General features: G+C 73.5%; 18 protein-coding genes. 7 read left to right on the top strand and 11 right to left on the bottom strand.

Going from position 1 to position 18768, the window contains the following annotated elements:
- Nucleotides 1-74 precede the first annotated feature (74 nt).
- The 7 genes from ccsB to hemL form a co-directional block, all read right to left on the bottom strand.
- Nucleotides 75-1163, bottom strand: a complete 1089-nt coding sequence (ccsB, locus tag NRO40_RS17290) for a c-type cytochrome biogenesis protein CcsB (RefSeq protein ID WP_058945316.1) — start codon at nucleotides 1161-1163, stop codon at nucleotides 75-77.
- Entirely contained in the window at nucleotides 1160-2899 is a 1740-nt protein-coding gene (gene resB / locus NRO40_RS17285; protein ID WP_257375442.1) for a cytochrome c biogenesis protein ResB, read from the bottom strand. Before resB ends, ccsB begins: the two co-directional genes overlap by 4 nt.
- A gap of 7 nt (nucleotides 2900-2906) precedes the next feature.
- The gene (locus tag NRO40_RS17280) at nucleotides 2907-3644 is read right to left on the bottom strand and encodes a cytochrome c biogenesis CcdA family protein (protein ID WP_058945092.1); all 738 of its coding nucleotides are present in this window, start codon (nucleotides 3642-3644) and stop codon (nucleotides 2907-2909) included.
- A 3-nt stretch (nucleotides 3645-3647) separates the two neighbouring features.
- Entirely contained in the window at nucleotides 3648-4265 is a 618-nt protein-coding gene (locus NRO40_RS17275; protein WP_058945093.1) for a TlpA family protein disulfide reductase, read from the bottom strand.
- Nucleotides 4266-4352: 87 nt separating this feature from the next.
- Nucleotides 4353-5612, bottom strand: a complete 1260-nt coding sequence (locus tag NRO40_RS17270; protein ID WP_058945106.1) for a polysaccharide deacetylase family protein — start codon at nucleotides 5610-5612, stop codon at nucleotides 4353-4355.
- A gap of 312 nt (nucleotides 5613-5924) precedes the next feature.
- Nucleotides 5925-6614, bottom strand: coding sequence for a histidine phosphatase family protein (locus tag NRO40_RS17265; RefSeq protein ID WP_058945094.1), 690 nt, complete (start codon nucleotides 6612-6614; stop codon nucleotides 5925-5927).
- The gene (gene hemL / locus NRO40_RS17260) at nucleotides 6611-7927 is read right to left on the bottom strand and encodes a glutamate-1-semialdehyde 2,1-aminomutase (protein ID WP_079047509.1); all 1317 of its coding nucleotides are present in this window, start codon (nucleotides 7925-7927) and stop codon (nucleotides 6611-6613) included. The genes NRO40_RS17265 and hemL overlap by 4 nt, the downstream gene beginning before the upstream one ends.
- 434 nt (nucleotides 7928-8361) lie before the next feature.
- Here hemL and NRO40_RS17255 point away from each other — a divergent pair, with 434 nt between their 5' ends.
- From NRO40_RS17255 to NRO40_RS17245, 3 genes are all read left to right on the top strand, one after another.
- Nucleotides 8362-8994 (top strand): hypothetical protein, encoded by a 633-nt coding sequence (locus NRO40_RS17255; RefSeq protein ID WP_198549472.1) that lies wholly within the window; start codon nucleotides 8362-8364, stop codon nucleotides 8992-8994.
- A 104-nt stretch (nucleotides 8995-9098) separates the two neighbouring features.
- Nucleotides 9099-9308, top strand: coding sequence for a hypothetical protein (locus NRO40_RS17250; RefSeq protein ID WP_058945097.1), 210 nt, complete (start codon nucleotides 9099-9101; stop codon nucleotides 9306-9308).
- Complete coding sequence (locus NRO40_RS17245; RefSeq protein WP_058945098.1) at nucleotides 9305-10039, top strand: Mut7-C RNAse domain-containing protein; 735 nt, start codon at nucleotides 9305-9307, stop codon at nucleotides 10037-10039. Before NRO40_RS17250 ends, NRO40_RS17245 begins: the two co-directional genes overlap by 4 nt.
- Nucleotides 10040-10074: 35 nt before the next feature.
- Here the strand turns inward: NRO40_RS17245 and NRO40_RS17240 are convergent, their stop codons facing one another.
- Both NRO40_RS17240 and NRO40_RS17235 read right to left on the bottom strand, forming a co-directional pair.
- Complete coding sequence (locus tag NRO40_RS17240) at nucleotides 10075-10722, bottom strand: AAA family ATPase (protein ID WP_232791270.1); 648 nt, start codon at nucleotides 10720-10722, stop codon at nucleotides 10075-10077.
- 243 nt (nucleotides 10723-10965) lie between these two features.
- Complete coding sequence (locus NRO40_RS17235; protein WP_058945100.1) at nucleotides 10966-11439, bottom strand: hypothetical protein; 474 nt, start codon at nucleotides 11437-11439, stop codon at nucleotides 10966-10968.
- Nucleotides 11440-11952: 513 nt separating this feature from the next.
- Between NRO40_RS17235 and NRO40_RS17230 the strand changes: the two genes are divergently transcribed.
- Nucleotides 11953-12717 (top strand): SDR family NAD(P)-dependent oxidoreductase, encoded by a 765-nt coding sequence (locus NRO40_RS17230; RefSeq protein WP_058945101.1) that lies wholly within the window; start codon nucleotides 11953-11955, stop codon nucleotides 12715-12717.
- 282 nt (nucleotides 12718-12999) lie between these two features.
- Here the strand turns inward: NRO40_RS17230 and NRO40_RS17225 are convergent, their stop codons facing one another.
- Nucleotides 13000-14193, bottom strand: coding sequence for an RtcB family protein (locus NRO40_RS17225; RefSeq protein WP_058945102.1), 1194 nt, complete (start codon nucleotides 14191-14193; stop codon nucleotides 13000-13002).
- Between the two features lie 172 nt (nucleotides 14194-14365).
- On the opposite strand from NRO40_RS17225, the gene NRO40_RS17220 reads away from it, so the two are divergent.
- From NRO40_RS17220 to NRO40_RS17210, 3 genes are all read left to right on the top strand, one after another.
- On the top strand, nucleotides 14366-15349 hold the full coding sequence (locus NRO40_RS17220) for a hypothetical protein (protein ID WP_058945103.1): 984 nt from the start codon (nucleotides 14366-14368) through the stop codon (nucleotides 15347-15349).
- A 182-nt stretch (nucleotides 15350-15531) separates the two neighbouring features.
- Nucleotides 15532-16263, top strand: a complete 732-nt coding sequence (locus NRO40_RS17215) for a DUF3558 family protein (RefSeq protein WP_058945104.1) — start codon at nucleotides 15532-15534, stop codon at nucleotides 16261-16263.
- A 361-nt stretch (nucleotides 16264-16624) separates the two neighbouring features.
- Complete coding sequence (locus tag NRO40_RS17210) at nucleotides 16625-18166, top strand: DUF2637 domain-containing protein (protein ID WP_058945105.1); 1542 nt, start codon at nucleotides 16625-16627, stop codon at nucleotides 18164-18166.
- A 325-nt stretch (nucleotides 18167-18491) separates the two neighbouring features.
- Here NRO40_RS17210 and NRO40_RS17205 read toward each other — a convergent pair whose 3' ends face one another.
- Nucleotides 18492-18701: a hypothetical protein gene (locus tag NRO40_RS17205; protein ID WP_058945526.1), complete on the bottom strand. Its 210-nt coding sequence runs from the start codon at nucleotides 18699-18701 to the stop codon at nucleotides 18492-18494.
- Nucleotides 18702-18768 lie beyond the last annotated feature (67 nt).

Here is an 18768-nt window from a genome sequence, read left to right as displayed (position 1 = left end):
GGAGGGGACCGCCGCCACCGCCCCCGCGGGCGGCCGTCCGGGCCGGGTGGGTCACCCGGCGGACGGCACCGGGGTCACTCGACGCCCGCGTACGAGTGCAGCCCGTCGACCCAGATGTTGACGCCGTAGTAGTTGAACAGCCAGCAGCCGAAGGCGACCAGGGCCAGGTAGGCGGCCTTGCGGCCCTTCCAGCCGACCGTGGCGCGGGCGTGCAGGTAGCAGGCGTAGGCGATCCAGGTGATGAAGGACCAGACCTCCTTGGGGTCCCAGCCCCAGTAGCGGCCCCACGCGTCGCCGGCCCAGATGGCGCCGGCGATGATCGTGAACGTCCACAGCGGGAACACGGCGGCGTTGACCCGGTAGGCGAGCTTGTCGAAGGTCGCGGCGGCCGGGAGCCGCTCCATGACGGACCGGGCGAAGGCGCTCGGCGTCTCCCCGCGCGCCACCTTCGCCTCGTACGCGTCGCGGAACAGGTACAGCAGCGTGGCGACCGCGCCGATGTAGAAGACCGCGCCGCAGAAGATCGCGGTGGAGACGTGGATCCACAGCCAGTACGAGTCGAGGGCCGGGACGAGCTGGTCGCTCTCGGTGTACAGCCACGTCGTGGCGAGGCCGAGGTCGAGGAGGATGGTCGTGACCAGCGGCAGACCGAGCCAGCGGACGTTCTTCCCCGCGACGAGGAAGGCGAGGTACGCGCCGACCGCGACGGTGGAGAACGTCAGCGAGAACTCGTACATGTTGCCCCACGGCGCCCGCTGCACCGACAGGGCGCGGGCGACGACGCCGCCGGCCTCCAGCAGGAAGCCGAGCGTGGTGAGGGACACGGCGACGCGCCCGTACAGGTCGCCCTTGACGTCACCGCCGGCCGCGCCGGGGCCGTCGGGGACGTTCCGCGCGCCGGCGGCGCCCCGCGTGACGACGGTCGGCTTGTCCAGGACGGCGGTCCCGGCGGCCTGCTGCCCGCCGCCCACCCGGACGGCGGGCGCGGCGGCCGCGGCGGCGGGGGTGAGGGCGGCGGCGGTACGGCCGACCTTGCTGCGGCTGCCGAGCACCCACTCGGCGATGTGCGCGAGGAACGCCAGGGTGTACACGGCCATGGCCGAGTACACGAGGACGTTGCTGATGTGCGCCAGGTTCTCGTTGGTGGCGGCGGCGATGGTCACTGCGTTGCCCCTTCGGCAGGAACAGCCTCTTCGGCAGGTTCGGCGTCGTGGTCGACGACGTCGTCCGCTGGCGCCGACGGCGCCGCGGAGTGGAGCGCGGCCGCCAGCTCGGCCAGCTCCTCGGGGAGCTTCGCGGACTCGCTCCGGCCCAGCCCCGCCATCTCGATGACGGTCACGCCGTCCTCACCGCGGACGGCCCTGACCCAGACCCGGCGGCGCTGGACGAACAGCGACCCGATCAGGCCGAGGATCGCGGCGACGGCGCCGGTCAGCGCCCAGCCGTTGCCGGGTTGCTGGGAGATCTGGAAGCTGGCCCACTCCTTGATCTCCTTCTCGAAGGTGATCGAGCCCGCCCCGTCCGGCAGGGTGAACGTCTCGCCGGGCGTGAGCTGCTTGCGCAGGATGTCACCCGTCGCGTCCTTGAACGGGGTCATCTTGCTCGTGTCCAGCTGGTACACGTTCTGCGGCACGCCCGAGTCCACGCGCAGGTCGCCGTGGTAGGCGGAGAGGCTCAGCACCGGGTACACGAGCCCCGGGAACTGGGAGAACATGTCGCCCTTGCCCTTGCCCGCGTACGTCGGCACGAAGAACGCCGGGATGCCCAGCTGGTCCTTCTTCCCGTTCTTGTCGGTGTAGCCGTCCATCACCTTCAGGACGCCCTGCGAGGTGACGTTGGCGTCGATCGGCAGCAGCGGCACGGGCCCCTGGCTGACGACCTTGCCTCGCCCGTCGCGGACGGTGATGACGGGGGCGTACCCGTGCGAGATCAGGTAGACCTTGGCACCGTCGACCTCCAGAGGCTCGTTGACCCGGATGACGGCCTTCTTGTCGGGCCCGCCGCCCTCCGCGTACGTGACGGCCGCCTCGAAGGTGCGGGGGGTGCCGCGCTGCGGGCCGTCCGTCTCGTAGGTGCCGGTGAACGAGTCCAGCTCGAAGCTGAAGTGGCCCAGGTCGTCCAGGCTGAAGAGCGAGCCGGAGCGGAAGTCGTCGTACTGGCTGAGCGTGTTGGCGAAGCCGTCGCCCTCGACGATCAGCTTGCCGCCCTCGGACTTGAAGAGCTGCCCCGCGGCGAACGCCAGCAGCATCACGATCAGCGCGACGTGGAAGAGGAGGTTGCCGACCTCGCGCAGGTACCCCTTCTCGGCGGCGACCGCGTCACCGGCCACATGGGCCCGGAAGCGGTTCTTGCGCAGCAGGCGCAGCGCCTCCCCGCGGGCCTCCTCGGGCGTGGCCCCGGTGCGCCAGGTGGTGTACGCGGGGAGGCGGGTGAGCCGCTTGGGCGCACCCGGCGGGCGGCTGCGCAGCTGGCCGACGAACTGCCAGGTCCGCGGGAGGATGCAGCCGATCAGGGAGACGAACAGCAGGATGTAGATCGCGGAGAACCACACCGAGCCGTAGACGTCGAAGAGCTGGAGCTTCTCGTAGATCGGCGCGAGGGTGCCGTGCGCCTTCTTGAAGGCGTCGACCTTCGTCTCGTCCACGCCGTTCTGCGGGATGAGCGAGCCGGGGATCGCGCCGAGGGAGAGCAGGAAGAGCAGGATCAGCGCGACCCGCATGGAGGTCAGCTGCCGCCAGAACCAGCGGATCCAGCCGATGGCGCCGAGCCGGGGCAGGGCGACCTCGGCGGACTCCTCGTCCTGGGCGGGGGCGGTGGACAGGTGCTCGCCGGCGGCGCCGAGCGACTGCTCGTCGCCCGCGTCCACCCCGGGCCGTCCGGTCTGTTCGGTGTTGCTCATGGTGACCTCAGATCCCCACCTGGAAGCTGCTGGACCAGCCCTGCATCTCCTGCACGAGCGCGTCCCACGCACCGGTCAGCAGGAGCAGACCGGTCGCGATCATCATGCCGCCGCCGATCCGCATCACCCAGGCGTAGTGCCGCTTGACCCAGCCGAACGCGCCCAGCGCCCGGCGGAAGGCCACGGCGGCGACGATGAACGGCGCGCCCAGGCCGAGGCAGTACGCGAGGGTGAGCAGCGCACCGCGTCCGGCGCTCGCCTCGTTGAGCGCGAGGGCGTTGACGGCGGTGAGGGTCGGTCCGACGCACGGCGTCCAGCCGATCCCGAACAGGACGCCGATCAGGGGCGCGCCGACCAGCCCGGCGGCCGGCCGCCGGTGGAACCGGAACTCGCGCTGCGTGAGCCACGGCATGAGCCCCATGAAGAAGACACCCATGAGGATCATGACCACGCCGAGGATCCTGCTCAGGATCTCGCGGTACTCCAGGAGCGTCTGCCCCGAGAAGCCGAAGAGGGCCCCGCCGGAGACGAAGACCGCGGAGAAGCCGAGGACGAAGAGCCCGGCGCCGAGCACCATCCGGCCCCGCCGCGCCTCGGCGAGGTCGGTGCCGGTGATGCCCGTGACGTACGAGAGGTAGCCGGGGACGAGGGGCAGCACGCAGGGCGAGAAGAAGGAGACCAGGCCGCCGAGGACGGCGACGGGCAGGGCGAGCAGGAGTGCCCCGCTGAAGACCGTCTCGTTCATCGGCTACTGCCCGCCGGCCTTCTCGGCGAGGACCGGCTCGATCATCGAGCGCAGCTCCTTCTCGGAGAGCGCCTTGAGGGAACGTGCGGCGATCTTGCCCTCACGGTCCAGGACGACGGTCGAGGGGATGGCGTTCGGCTGGACGACGCCCTTGGGGAAGCCGTTGAGGATGATCTTCCCGTACGGGTCGTACAAGCTCGGGTACGGGACCCCGAACTCCTTCTCGAACGCGACCGAGCGGATCTTCTCCGTGCTCCGGGTGTTCAAACCGACAAACTCGACGCCCTTCGGCTTGAGGTCGTTGGCGACCTTCACGAAGTGCTTGGCCTCGGCGCGGCAGGGGTTGCACCACCAGCCCCACACGTTGAGGACGACGACCTTGCCCTTGAGGTCGGCGACGTCCAGCCTGCCACCGTCGAGCGTCTCGCCGGCGATCCCGTTGATCGCAGGGCGCTCGCCCTCGGCGATGGTGGAGATGCCTCCGGTGTTCGTGACGAAGTTGGTGTCGCCACCGCCGCCGGACGTGCCCTTGGGGCCTCCGCTGCACGCGGTCAGCGCGAGCGCGGACGCCATGGCGCCGGCGGCGAGCAGGATGCCTCGGGGGGCGCGGCTGTGGCTCATGTGAAAAGTTTCGCATGGCCGTTTGCCGGATCTTGCCCGCCCCCCTGCCTGCCCGTAAAGCCCCTTGTGAAGGCGGGCTAAGTCCCGTCAATCGCGCAGGTGGCTCTTCCAGCCACCCGCGGGGGATTCTCCGACACCGAGCGAGCGCAGCTTCCCGAGGATCTTGGGGTCCTGCGCGTCGAGCCAGTCGACGAACTGCCGGAAGGAGACCAGACGCACGTCCTTCTTTCCGGCCATGCCCTTCAGGGCCTCTTCGACGGCGTCCATGTAGATACCGCCGTTCCACTGTTCGAAGTGGTTGCCGATGAAGAAGGGCGCGCGATTCGTTTCGTACGCGCGCGTGAATCCGGCCAGATAGGCCTCGGTGGCCTGGCGCTTCCAGCCGGGATAACGGGAGGGGGCGCCCTTGGTGGAGTTCTTCGACTGGTTGGCGAGGATGTTGTAGTCCATCGAGAGGACCTCGAAGGAGTGGCCGGGGAACGGCACGGCCTGGAGCGGCAGGTCCCACAGGCCCTGGCGCTTGTCCGGCCAGACCTGACGGCCGCCGGGCGAGGAGGCGTCGTAGCGCCACCCGAGCTTGCGGGCCGTGGGCAGCAGGGCCTCCTGGCCGAGCAGACAGGGGGTGCGGCCGCCGACGAGTTCCCCGCGGTAGTCGAAGGGCAGGGGGTCGAGGTCGGTCCAGCCGCTGTTGGTCTTCCATTCGGTGACGAACCTCACCGCCTGGTCGATCTCGCTGCGCCAGTCCTCGGGCGTCCACTTCCCGACGGATCCGGAACCGCCGCAGAAATGGCCGTTGAAGTGCGTGCCGATCTCGTGACCGTCGAGCCAGGCCCGGCGGACGTTCTCCAGCGTGTCCTTGATGTGCGCGTCGGTGAGGTAACCGATGTCGGAGGCGCCGACGGGATTGTTCGGCGGGCGGTAGAGGGTTTTCTTCGACTCGGGGAGCAGGTATATCCCCGAGAGGAAGAAGGTCATCGCCGCGCCGTGGTCGCGGGCGAGGTCGAGGAATCGGGGGAAGAGGCCGTTCCCGACCTCTCCGGCGCCGTCCCAGGAGAAGACCACGAACTGCGGCGGCGTCTGACCCGGTTCGAGCGGCGCGGGCCGGCCGGGCTGCTTCGGCTGCTTGCCGGTGTCGGCGGTGGAGCCGTCGCCGATCGGCCGCCCCTGCGGCCTGCCGGCGCCCGCGTTCCCGCCGCTCCCGCCCTTCGCGTCGCCCGCGCGGGGCCGGCCGGCGCCGTCCCCGCCGTCCCCGCCGGACCCGCCGAGGACGCCGCAGCCGGCCGCCCCGAGCGCGGCCGCGGCCCCAACTCCCGTTCCCAGCAATCCCCTTCGGCTGATTCCGCGCATCGTCATTCCCCATCCGCACTGGCATCTGCCGGACGTGAGTCCGGACCGGCACGGGGGAAGATGCGAAAAAGGAGAAGCGGGTTCCGCCGATAATCACACGATTTACCGCCTACTGCGTGACCGCGTGGTCACCCATTCCTCACGCGGTATCGGGTCGCCACCACGGGCGACAGCGGTCACACGGTCGGTCATACCGGCGCCGGAAAACGTCCGGCGAATCACGTGGCGGAACGCACGAGGACGCGCCCGGGAACGTACGCCGGAACGGAACGCCGGAACGGGACGGTTGCTCACCGTCCCGCTCCGCGTCCGTCACGCGCCGAATGCCTTCGGCTTTCCCTTCACCGGCCTGGCGCCCGCCAGCAGGTGGGGCGGAACCAGATCGCGCGCGGGCTCGGAGTAACCGACCGAAACGATCCTGTCGCCGTGGTACGTGAAGGTCGTCAGCGACGCAAGCGTGCACTGCCGGCGCCGCGGGTCGTGCCACAGCCTGCGCCGCTCGACGAAGCTCCGCACGATCCAGATGGGCAGCTGGTGGCTGACGCACACCGCCTCGTGCCCCCGCGCCGCGTCGCGCGCCGCGTTCAGGGCGCCCGTCATCCGGACGACCTGGTCGATGTACGGCTCCCCCCAGGACGGCCGGAACGGGTTGGTCAGGTGGCGCCAGTTGCCGGGCCTGCGCAGCGCGCCGTCCCCGACGCCGAAGGTCTTCCCCTCGAAGACGTTGCCCGCCTCGATCAGCCGCTCGTCGGTGGCCAGGTCCAGACCGTGCGTCTTCGCGATCGGCGTCGCCGTCTCCTGCGCCCGCTCCAGCGGGGAGGCCACGACGTACGTGACGTCCCGGCCCGCCAGGTGCTCGGCGACCCGGTCGGCCATGCGGCGCCCCAGCTCGGACAGGTGGTACCCGGCGCGGCGGCCGTAGAGGACGCCGTCGGGGTTGTGCACCTCGCCGTGGCGCATGAGGTGGACGACGGTCACGTCCTCCGGTCGCACCCCGCTCATGCGGCGCCCTCCGTCGCCTCCGCGGCGGCACGGGCGGCCGCCGGCAGCGCGGCGGCGATCCGCTCGACGGCGCGCTCGTCGTGGGCCGTGGAGACGAACCACGACTCGAACGCCGACGGCGGCAGGTAGACGCCCTGCGCCAGCATCGAGTGGAAGAAGGCGGTGAAGCGGAAGGACTCCTGCCGCTTGGCGTCCTCGTAGTCGCGGACCTCGCGGTCGGCGAAGAAGACCGAGAACATGTTGGACGCGTTCTGCAGCCGGTGCGCCACGCCCTCCTTGGTGAGCGCGTCCGTCACCAGGCCCTGGATCTCCCGCGACACCGCGTCGACGCGGGCGTACGCGGCGTCGTCCAGCAGCCGCAGCTGCGCCAGGCCCGCGGCGGTGGCTACCGGGTTACCCGAGAGGGTGCCCGCCTGGTAGACCGGGCCGGCCGGCGCCAGGTGCGCCATCACGTCGGCGCGACCGCCGAACGCCGCGGCCGGGAAGCCGCCGCCCATGACCTTGCCGAAGGTCAGCAGGTCCGGCGTGACGCCGTCGACGCCGTACCAGCCGGCCTTCGAGGTGCGGAAGCCCGTCATGACCTCGTCGGAGATGTACAGGGCGCCGTTCTTCGCGCAGGCGTCCTTGAGGCCCTGGTTGAAGCCGGGGCGGGGCGGGACGACGCCCATGTTGCCGGGGGACGCCTCGGTGATCACGCAGGCGATCTCGCCGGGATGGCGGTGGAACGCCTCCTGCACGGCCTCCAGGTCGTTGTACGGCAGCACGATCGTGTCGCCCGCCTGCGCCCCCGTGACGCCGGGAGTGTCGGGCAGGCCGAGCGTGGCGACGCCGGAGCCGGCCGCGGCCAGCAGCGCGTCGACGTGACCGTGGTAACAGCCCGCGAACTTGATCACCTTGCTGCGGCCGGTGTAGCCGCGGGCCAGGCGGATCGCCGACATGGTGGCCTCGGTGCCGCTGGACACCAGCCGCACCTGCTCGACCGGCGCCACCCGCGCCACGATCTCCTCCGCGAGCGCGACCTCGCCCTCACCCGGGGTGCCGAAGGACGTGCCGCGCGCGACGGCGTCCTGGACGGCGGCGATCACCTCGGGGTGGGCGTGGCCGAGGATCATCGGCCCCCACGAGCAGACGAGGTCGACGTACTCCCGCCCGTCGGCGTCGGTGAGGTACGGCCCCGTACCGGAGACCATGAAGCGGGGCGTGCCGCCCACGGCGCGGAAGGCCCGGACGGGGGAGTTCACGCCGCCGGGCGTCACCTGCGAGGCGCGATCGAAGAGCGACTGTGAGACTGGGGCTTCGTATGAATACGACACGTGGGTCCTGACCTGCGAGAACGAGTGGACGGACGGCTGGGCTGCGGGCGCTGCCACCAGTGCGGCGGCGGGGCGGTCCCGCGGGAAACGGGGGTGGGCCGTGCTCCCTTTCACGGCTCCGGTTTCACCACATCAGGCCGGTGGCCTTGCTTCGGCGTGACGCCTTCCCTCACGATCTTGTTTCACAAGGGGTTCCCCTGCTCGGCTGTGCCGGGAGTTGCAGAGTTTCCAGACCTCGATTTCGGCAGGGCGTCAGTCCTCCGCGTCTGCGAAACTGGGGCGTCATAGGGAGAGCTCACGGAAACCATGGTGTCAGAGGCCCGGTCGTTCCAGCGGACAGGTGTTTCACCATCCGCTCGCGGGGGAGGTCACTGACACGATGATCGGGTCGCGCGGCGGGGGCCGCGTCATCCAGCAAGCAGTCGGGTGGAGATATGCATCGCGGTGGCGGACTGGGCGAGGGGACCGGCGATCTGGGTCCCGAGCGTGCCCGGCGGGGGAGACACCGGCGACAGCGGGACGACCCCGCCACGCGGGAACCCGTACGGCGGGACGAGCACGTACAGCGGGGGGTCCCCGCACCGGGCGAGCCCATGGGGGTCGATCCCCTGGGGGGCAGGGGTGGCCGCATGGGGGTGACCTACAAGTACTTCGGCGCGCCCAACGGCGCCACCGCCGCGCGCGTGCCGATCTCGATGCGCCCCGAGGAGCTCGGCGGCGACGAGCTGGGCATGGGCGGCATGTTCACCAAGATCAAGCCGGAGACCATAGCCGCCATGGTGCTGACCGGCATGCAGGGCATGCCGCTGCACCGGGTCCCGCCGCTGGAGCTGGTGGTGCTGCACCCCGACTACGCGGTGGTGAAGCTGCCGACGACCGTCGTCGACCCGCTGCGCGGGGTCGGTGAGGAGTCGGTGGGCGCCGCCGCCTTCATCTGGTCCACGGTCCCCGACCGCGGCGGCCCGCGCGACGCGTACAACGTCTACCAGCTGCTGCACGAGTGGCAGGACTTCTCGGTCCGGCTGCACGAGGCGGGCCACCAGCCGTACTGCCTCGTCTGGCCCTGACCGCCCGCGGGCACCGAACCCGCTTCCTCCCCTCCGGCGGCATGATCCGGCGGACGGGCCCACCGCCGGACCGCCGGGCCACCGGCCGCGTACGAGGGGGTTCCTTGCTGCTCGCCCCCGTCGGCGATCCCCACCTCGACAGCAGCCCGCCGCCCTTCGGGCCTCGGGCCCGGCAGCGTGGGGCGGGCGTGCTGCGCGGCGGCGTCGCCGCGGGAGCCGCTGCGGCGGCGTCGGCTCGCGGGCTGCTGCGGCGCGGCGGCCTTGGGGAAATGACCTGGCTGGGGCGCGCGGCCGGTGGCATCCTGACCGCGTGAAGGGACCGGAGATCCACATCAGCTTCGCGCCCGGACTGGGCCTGTTCGTACCGGCACCGCGCCGCACCGGCCGTACGGCCGTGACGACCGACGGCGTGTCGACGCTCGGCCACGTCGTGGAGTCGCTCGGCGTGCCGCTCACCGAGGTCGGCGCCCTGCTGGTCGACGGCGAGCGGGTCCCCGCGGCGCACGTCCCGGCCGCGGGCGCGGAGGTCGAGGTCCACGGCGTGGAGCGTCCCCAGGAGGTACCGGGCGCGCCGCTGCGGTTCCTGCTCGACGTCCACCTGGGCACCCTCGCCCGCCGCCTGCGGCTGCTCGGCGTCGACGCGGCGTACGAGAGCCAGGACGCCGGCGACGCCGCGCTCGCCGCGCAGTCGGCCCGGGAACGGCGCGTGATGCTCTCCCGCGACCGCGGGCTGCTGCGTCGCCGGGAGTTGTGGGCGGGCGCGTACGTCTACAGCCACCGCCCCGACGAGCAGCTGCGCGACGTGCTGGAGCGCTTCGCGCCGCCGCTCGCCCCCTGGACCCGGTGCACCGCCTGCAACGGCGAGCTGACCGGCGCCGACAAGGACGAGGTGGGCGAGCGGCTGGAGCACGGCACGCGGCGCACGTACGACGTCTTCGCCCGGTGCACCGCCTGCGAGCGCGTGTACTGGCGCGGGGCGCACCACGCGCGGTTGGACGAGATCGTGCGCACGGCACTGGCGGAGTTCGGCGGCGCGCCCGCCTGACGGCCCGTCCGGGCGGGCCCCTTCGGTCAGGTCGGTCAGTCCAGGACGTGGCGCAGGTAGGCGTGGGGGTCGGCGAGGTACCGGCGCCAGTGGTCGACCAGCGCCAGCTCCTCCCACCGGACGCGGCGCATGCCGTGCTCGCCGACCTCGATGACGTCCGCGCCCGGCATCGCGGTCAGGAGTGGCGAGTGCGTGGCGCACACGACCTGGCCGCCGGAGCGCGCCAACCGGTCGATGTGGCCGATCAGTTCGAGGCACGAGGTGAACGACAGCGCGGCCTCCGGTTCGTCGAGCACGTACAGCCCCGGCTGGAGGAACTTCCCGCGGAAGGCCGCGAGGAACCCCTCGCCGTGGCTCACCGCGTCCGGGGCGAACCCCTCGCGGTCGAGCGCGTCCCGCGCCGTCTCGGCGCGCAGGAAGAACCCCTTGCGCGCCGCCCGGGAGGCCATCATCCGCCGCCCACGCGGGGACGCCGCCTCGAACCGGACCCGTTCGCCCAGCGCCGACCGGCCGCGGCTGGTGGCGTACCGCCAGTCGTGCGAGCCGCCCCAGGAGTCCAGACCGAACCCCTCGGCCAGCGCCTCGACCAGCGTCGACTTGCCCGACCCGTTCTCGCCCACGAGGAAGGTGACGGGCGCCGTGAAGCGCAGCCCGTCCGCCAGGAGGGCGCGTACGCACGGCACGGACCAGGGCCACCGGTCGACGGCCCCGCCGTCGCCGTCGGCGCGGCCGTCACCGACGAGGTCGCCGTCGGGGCCGCCGGCGGGCAGGTGGGCGTACGCGCGTTCGACGATCACGGGCCGAGTCTGGTCACCGGCCCGTCGGGAGGCAAGCCGACGGGCCGGGCCGGCCGTACGGCCGGGCCGCCGTCGAGGGTCGGGTCTCGGCCGTACGGTCGGGCGGCGCCCGGAGGGCCGCCGCCGGGGTCAGAACACGTACGGGTCGCCCGTGGCCGGCACCAGCACGCGGTGGTCGTCGTTCTCCGGGCTGCGGTCCGTCGCGCCGCCGTTCCAGGCCGTGGTCACGTGTACGGTCACCTCGTGGGTCGTGCCCGCCGTGCGCAGGTCCAGCAAGGTCTCGCGGCGCTCGCCGTCGGCGGGCAGCGCCCCCGTGGAGCACAGCACCGTCCGCTCACCGCCCCACACGCAGCCGGCCGGGAGCCTGCGCCCCGCCGACACCAGCGGCACGGAGACCTCCACGCGCAGCGTGACGTCCTCCAGGGCGGACGGCCCGTGGTTGTGGGTCAGCACCAGTACGTCCAGCCGGTCGCCCGAGAGCGTGGCGTAGCCGTGGTGCGCCACGTCCGCCTCGGGGGCGACCGCCCCGGCTCCGCCACCCGTACCGACCACCGTCGCCACCGCGACGGACACCGCCACAGCCGCCCTGCGCATCGTCATCATGTCCGGAAGATACCGATCCGGTGCCCGCGGACCCCCGTCAGCCACGCGGGCGGTACGGGCCGGGACCGGGCCGGTCGCCCGTTCCGCCGCACCGACGGGCCCGGGGACGGCCCGCGCGCCGCCATCGACCTCGGCCCGGCTCGACCCGGCCCCGCCCAGCCGGGTTCGGCCGGCTCGGTCCGGCCCCGGTCGGATCGGCTCCGGATCGGGTCAGGCCGACTCCTGCCCGGCCACGGTCGCCCCGGCCACGGTCGCCCCGGCTCGACCCGGCTCCGTCCGGCGCAGCGCGGTCCGGCCCGGGTCGGGTCGGGTCGGGTCGGATCGGCTCGGCTCGGATCAGCTCGGGTCGGCTCGGGTCGGCTCGGTCCGACCCGGGTCGGTCCGGCCCCGGGTCGGGTCGGGTCCTGCCCGGCCACGGTCGGCTCGGCGGTGATCATGTACACACCGCGCGGTCCCCGGGCCCGCATATGCTGGCGCCCACCGCCCCGTACCGGCCCGAGGAGCACGCCGACCATGACCGCCGCCGCCCAGCCCGTCGCCGTCGTCACCGGAGCCAGCAGCGGGATCGGCGCCGCGACCGCACGCCGACTGGCGGCCGCCGGCCACCACGTGGTGCTGACCGCCCGCCGCCGGGACCGCATCGAGGCGCTGGCCGCCGAGCTCACCGCCGCCGGGCACCGGGCGGAGGCGTACGCGCTCGACGTCACCGACCGCCCGGCCGTCGACGCCTTCGCGGCCTCCCTCGACCGCTGCGACGTCCTGGTGAACAACGCGGGCGGTGCCCTCGGCGCCGACCCGGTGGCCACCGGGGACCCCGAGGACTGGCGGCGGATGTACGAGGTCAACGTGATCGGGACCCTGCACGTGACCCAGGCGCTGCTGCCCGCGCTCACCGCGGGCGATGGCGGCACGGTCGTGGTGGTGTCCTCGACGGCCGGGCACGCCACGTACGAGGGCGGCGCAGGGTACGTCGCCGCCAAGAACGGCGCGCGCGTCCTGGCCGAGACCCTCCGCCTGGAGATCGTCGGCAGCCCGGTCCGCGTCGTCGAGGTGGCCCCCGGCATGGTGAAGACGGAGGAGTTCGCCACGACCCGGTTCCGTGGTGACGAGGAGCGGGCCGCGAAGGTCTACGAGGGCGTCCCGGACCCCCTCTCCGCCGACGACGTGGCCGACACGATCACCTGGGCCGTGACCCGCCCGCCGCACGTCAACATCGACCTGCTGGTCGTCCGCCCCCGCGCCCAGGCGTCCAACACCAAGGTCCACCGGGAGCGCTGACCGCCCGCGGCGGCACGGGCCCGGCGGCGCCCGCGCCGGGCGGGATCAGCGCCGGTCCGGATCGGCGCCCTGCGGCATCCGCACCTCGGCGGGGCCCGCACCCCGGCAGGTCCCCCGCTCCGGCCGGTCCCGCACCTCGGCAGGGCGCACACCCAGGCAGGTTCCCCGCTCCGGCGGGGACCGCACCTCGGGCAGGTTCCACGCCGGGCCGGGGCCCGCACCCCCTCAGGGCCCGTGCCCGGCCGGGCAGGGGCAGGGGCAGGCCCCGCGGGGGGACGGGCGTCAGCCCTTCACGCAGACGACCTGCTTCAGCTTCGCCACGACCTCGACCAGGTCGCGCTGCTGGTCGATGACCTGCTCGATCGGCTTGTACGCGCCCGGGATCTCGTCGACGACGCCGGAGTCCTTGCGGCACTCCACCCCGCGCGTCTGCTCCTCCAGGTCCCGGGTGGAGAAGCGGCGCTTCGCGGCGGTCCGGCTCATGCGCCGGCCGGCCCCGTGCGAGGCGGAGTTGAAGGACTTCTCGTTGCCGAGCCCCTTCACGATGTACGAGCCGGTGCCCATCGACCCCGGGATGATCCCGTACTCGCCGCTGCCCGCGCGGATGGCGCCCTTGCGGGTGACCAGCAGGTCCATGCCGTCGTACCGCTCCTCCGCCACGTAGTTGTGGTGGCAGGAGATCTCGCGCTCGAAGGTCACGCCGGCCTTCTTGAACTCCTTGCGGACGACGTCCTTCAGGAGCCCCATCATGAGCGTGCGGTTGCGCCGGGCGTACTCCTGCGCCCAGAACAGGTCACCGCGGTAGGCGGTCATCTCCGGCGTGCCGGCGACGAACACCGCGAGGTCGCGGTCGACGAGGTCCTGGTTGTGGGGCAGCCGCCGTGCGACGCCGATGTGGTGCTCGGCCAGCTCCTTGCCGATGTTGCGGGAGCCGGAGTGCAGCATCAGCCACACGGCACCGGTGGTGTCGAGGCAGACCTCGACGAAGTGGTTGCCGCCGCCGAGGGTGCCCATCTGCCGGGCGGCCCGCTCCTGACGGAACCTGACCTCCTCGGCGATGCCGTCGAAGCGCGCCCACAGGTCGTCCCACCCGGTGGCCGGGACCCCGTGGACCCGCGCGGGGTCGACCATCTCGTCGTGCATGGCGCGGCCGACCGGGATGGCCCGCTCGATGCCGGACCGGAGCGGCGACAGGTCGCCCGGCAGGTCGTTCGCCGTGAGTGACGTCCGCACGGCGGACATGCCGCAGCCGATGTCGACCCCGACCGCCGCCGGGCACACCGCGTCGCGCATCGCGATCACGGAGCCGACCGTGGCGCCCTTGCCGTAGTGCACGTCGGGCATGACGGCGAGGCCCTTGATCCACGGCAGCGTGGCGGTGTTCCGCAGCTGCCGCAGCGCGCCGTCCTCCACGGACGCCGGGTCCGTCCACATCCGGATGGGCACCTTCGCCCCGGGCACTTCGACGTACGACATACCTACCCCATCCCCCGAGAAAGTCAGAAAACGCAAAAACCGGTGCCAGAGTGCACACAAGTGACAGGAAACCGGCAGCGACGGCTGTGCGTGCGATAGACATTGTGTCCACCGGCCGCCGAACACCGGCAAGCCGTTTTCACCGTGACCGCAGGGAAGGGAGCCCCGGACCGTGCAGCGAAGGGCGTACGCAACCGGCCTGGCCGCACTCCTCGCGGCACTCAGCGCGACCACCCTCGCCGGCTGCGACTCCGGTTCCGGGTCGGACGGCTCCGACGTCGACGCCAAGGCCGGCACGACCGCCGGCACGGTCGTGCAGCCCGGCCGTTACCGCACCCTCTACGAGCCGTGCGGCGCCGTCAGCCGCGGCACCCTGCAGAACATGCTGCCGGCCGTCACCACGCTCACCCCCGAGCAGCGCGAACGCGTCCTGCGCGGCACGGCCGCCGTCACCTACGACACGGACCGGCGTGCCGGGTGCGCCTGGAAGGCGGAGGGGCCGGACGCGATCCACCACCTCACCCTCGACTTCGAGCGCGTCGTCTCCTTCGACCCCTCCGTCAGTGACGAGACGCGGGCACAGGAGGTGTACACGACCAAGGAGTCGGCCGCCGGCCTCGCCCCGGCCACCCCCGCCCCGCCCACCGCGGGCGCCACCGGCACCACGGGCACCACCGGTACCGCGGCGCCCTCCGCGACCTCCTCGTCCTCCCCCGGCGCCCGCGGCACCGCCCGTACCGCCGGCAGCGCCCTCTCCCCGGCCGGCGCCCCCGCCGCCCCCGGCACGGCCGCCCCCGGCACGGCCGCCGCAGGCCAGGCGCCGCAGACGGTTTCTCCCGCCGCGCCCGTCCCCGGCGGCGCGCCCTCCGTCCCGGCCTCCTCCTCCGCGCCGGCCTCCTCCGCACCGCCGGAGGGGCTCGCGTCCCGGGTGCTGGCCGACCTCGGCGACGCCGCGTTCCTCCACGACGTCCTCGCCCCGGCCGGACCGGCCGCCCAGCAGCGGACCATCAGCGTGGTGTTCCGCACATCGAACGTCGTGGTGACGGTCCGGTACGCGGCCCAGCCGATGCGTGTCGGGGAGGTTCCGGACAGTGAGGAACTGCAGGAAAAGGCGCGCGACCTGGCGCGCCGTCTGGCCGAGCGGTTCGACGAGTGAGGGGTGCCGGGCCCATCGCCGCCCGGTAGCCGGCCGCCCGCCGCGGTGCGCGGACGGGCCCCGTACGGGCCCCGACTCGGGCTACCGTGGCCGGGCCGGATCGCCCGGACCGTACGACCGGACCGTATGACCGGCCGGTACGACCGACTCGTACGACAAGCGACAGAGCGACTGAAGGAACCATGCACCGATCAGCCCCGCGTCTCACCCGCATACTCGCCTGCGCCGCCGTCCCGGTGATGCTCGTCGCCGCCGGCTGCTCGTCGGACGACTCCGGCCCGGGCCCGTCGGCGTCGCCGTCCTCGCCGGCCGCCGGCGCCTCCGCGGCGCCCTCCTCGCCCGCGCCCGCGCCGAGCGTCGCGCCCGCGAAGTTCGCGAAGCTGCCGGACGCCTGCAAGGCGATCACCGCGAAGACGGTGGAGGCGCTCGTCCCGGACGTGAAGACCAAGGCCGGTACGCCGGGCAAGTCGACCGACGTGGCCAGCCGCGGCAGCTGCTCGTGGAACGGCCTGGAGGACAAGGGCGTCGAGGGTTCGAACTACCGCTGGCTGGACGTCTCGCTGCTCCGCTTCGACTCGGAGCAGGCACTCGGCAGCGGCGAGAAGCGGGCCCAGGACAAGTACGTGGCCAAGGTCGCCGAGGTGAAGGCGACGGAGGGCGCGATCGACGTGCGCACCTCCTCCGCCCCGGGCGTCGGCAACGAGGCCCGCGCCGTCAGCTACTCCCTCAAGAAGACCGGCGAGACCTTCCGGTACGGCGTGATCGTCGCCCGCACGGAGAACGCCGTGATCACCGTCTCCTACAACGGCACCGGGTACGCGGGCGCCGACGCGCCCTCCGCCGGGGAGCTGATGGAGGGCACGGTCAAGGCGGTCAAGGACGCGGTCGCCGCCGTGGCCGCGGCCAACAAGTAGGCCCGGCCCACCGGCCGGGGTCCACCGGGGCCCCGGCACTTCGCTCCGCACGCCGACCGGTATGACGACGGCACGCGGTCCCACCCGCGCTCCGCACGTGTTCCGCACGGCGACCGGCACGCGTACGGGCGGGGCGCGGTGGCCGGGCAGCGGCTGGCGCCATGCCGGGGCAGCGGGTGGCGCGACGCCGGGGCGGAGTCGCCGGGCGCGACGCCCGGGTGACGATCGGCCGGACGACCGCCGTGACCGGCTCGGCGGCCCGTCGGCGGAATCCGGCCTCCCCCCGGAGCGCCGGATCCCGTGCGCATATGCCAGGCTGTGCCCGCAAGATCGAGCAGGGGAACAGGGGAGGGGACCGCGGGTGGCCGCGATGCAGCTGACACGGATGCACCGCGTACTGATCGGTATCGTCGTCGCCGGCGCCCTGGTCATCGCCGGCATCGGCTTCGCCGGCTCCTACGCCGCAGTGCGCGAACTCGCCGAGCAGAAAGGTTTCGGCGACTTCTCGCTGGTCTTCCCCATCGGCATCGACGCCGGCATCTGCGTCCTGCTCGCCCTCGACCTGCTGCTGACCTGGCTGCGCATCCCCTTCCCGCTGCTGCGCCAGACGGCGTGGCTGCTGACCGCCGCCACCATCGCCTTCAACGGCGCGGCGGCCTGGCCCGACCCGCTCGGCGTCGGCATGCACGCCGTCATCCCGATGCTGTTCGTCGTGGCCGTCGAGGCGGCGCGGCACGCCGTGGGCCGCATCGCCGACATCACGGCCGACAAGCACATGGAGGGTGTACGGCTCACCCGCTGGCTGCTCTCGCCGGTCCCCACCTTCCGGCTGTGGCGCCGGATGAAGCTGTGGGAGCTGCGCTCGTACGACCAGGTCATCAAGTTGGAGCAGGACCGGCTGATCTACCAGGCGCGCCTGCAGGCCCGTTTCGGGCGCGGCTGGCGGCGCAAGGCGCCCGTCGAGTCGCTGATGCCGCTGCGCCTGGCGAAGTACGGCGTACCGCTGGCCGAGACCGCCCCGGCGGGGCTGGCCGCGGCGGGCATCGAGCCGGTGCTCCTGCCGCCCCAGCCCACGGTGATGACGGTCGATCAGGAGACGCCGGGGGCGGTGACCGCGGTCGGTTCGGCACCGGCCGCCGCGGCGGAGCTGCCGCGCACCGCCACACCGGAGCAGCCCCGCCGGCAGCCGCAGGACGCCCGGCCCGAGCCCCGGCCGACCGAGCCGCAGCACACCGAGGCGCAATCGCCCCGGCCGCAGCACGCGGAGCCCCACCAGCAGCCGCAGCACCAGCCGCAGCACCCGGCCCCTGGGCACGGAGAGGACCCGCAGCCCGAGCGGTACCCGCAGCCGCAGCCGCAGCCCGAGCAGGACCCGCAGGAGCAGCAGCCCGAGCGACCGCAGACGGCCACGCAGGCGACGCAGGCCACGCAGACCCCACAGACCCCGCAGGGCGAACAGCCCGAGCAGGACCCGGGGCCGGTCAACCATGTAAGCCCGTGGTTCGCGGCGCCCAAGCTCCCCCAGGACGTCACCTACGCCGGCTCCTACGACCCGGCGGCGCACGTCGAGAAGCCCGCGCCCGTCCCCGGCCCCCGCCAGGAGCCGCGCGACGCGGCTGCCGCCCCCTCGCCCGCCGAGGGCCCGGCGCACGGCGAGGCCACGACGCCCGGCCCGGTCCGGGCGTCCGACGGGGAGGACGACGACTTCGGCCGGGCCGCGTACGAGGTGTTCCGGGAGTACGTCGGTCGGCACGGCGACTGGCCGGACGCCGACGTCCTCGACGCGCAGATCGCCGAGGCGTACGGCCACCGGCACCCGCGAGGCCAGGTGCTCCTGCGCCGCTGGCTGCCCGACTTCCGGACGCGCTACCAGGCGGAGCTGGAAGCCGAGCACATCGCGTGACGCGCCCGCCCCGCCACGCACCCGCCTGACGCCCACCCCGCCGCACGCCCGCCCCGCGCCCGCCCCACGCCCGCCACGCGCCGGTCCCGCCCCACCACACCCGCCTGACGCGCCCGCTCACGACCGCGGGAGCCGAGGCCGAGGCGTGCAGCCCGCGGCGGCCACGTCCCGCGGGCGCCCACCCCGCCCCAGACACCCGCCTGACGCGCCAACCCGCCCCGCGCCCGCCCCACGCCCGCCACGCGCCGCCGCCCTGCCGACCGCGCCCCACCCCGTCGCGCGCACCCGCCCCACGCCACGCCCGCACGCCCGCCCGGCGCACGGGTCAGCGGCCGGTGCGCGCGCGGAGCTCGGCGGTCTCACCGTGGACGGCGAGCACCGCGCCGACGACGGCCAGCGCCACGTACCCCGGTGTCGGGACGTCCCACCACTGCTGGAGCAGCCCCCACGGGTGGTCGCCGAAGAACCGCCCGGCGATGCCCAGGCCGCCCTGGATGCCGGCGACCCAACCGATCAGTGTCACGAGTTCCCTCATGGCTCCACGCTCCCGCGGCCGCCCCCGCGCACGCGTCCTGCCGGGGGCCGAACCGGGATCGTCCGAA

This window comes from Streptomyces changanensis, from assembly GCF_024600715.1.
Taxonomy (GTDB): Bacteria; Actinomycetota; Actinomycetes; order Streptomycetales; family Streptomycetaceae; genus Streptomyces; species Streptomyces changanensis.
The sequence above is the reverse complement of the archived record's forward strand: the minus strand, read 5'-3'. Positions and strand labels throughout refer to the sequence as shown.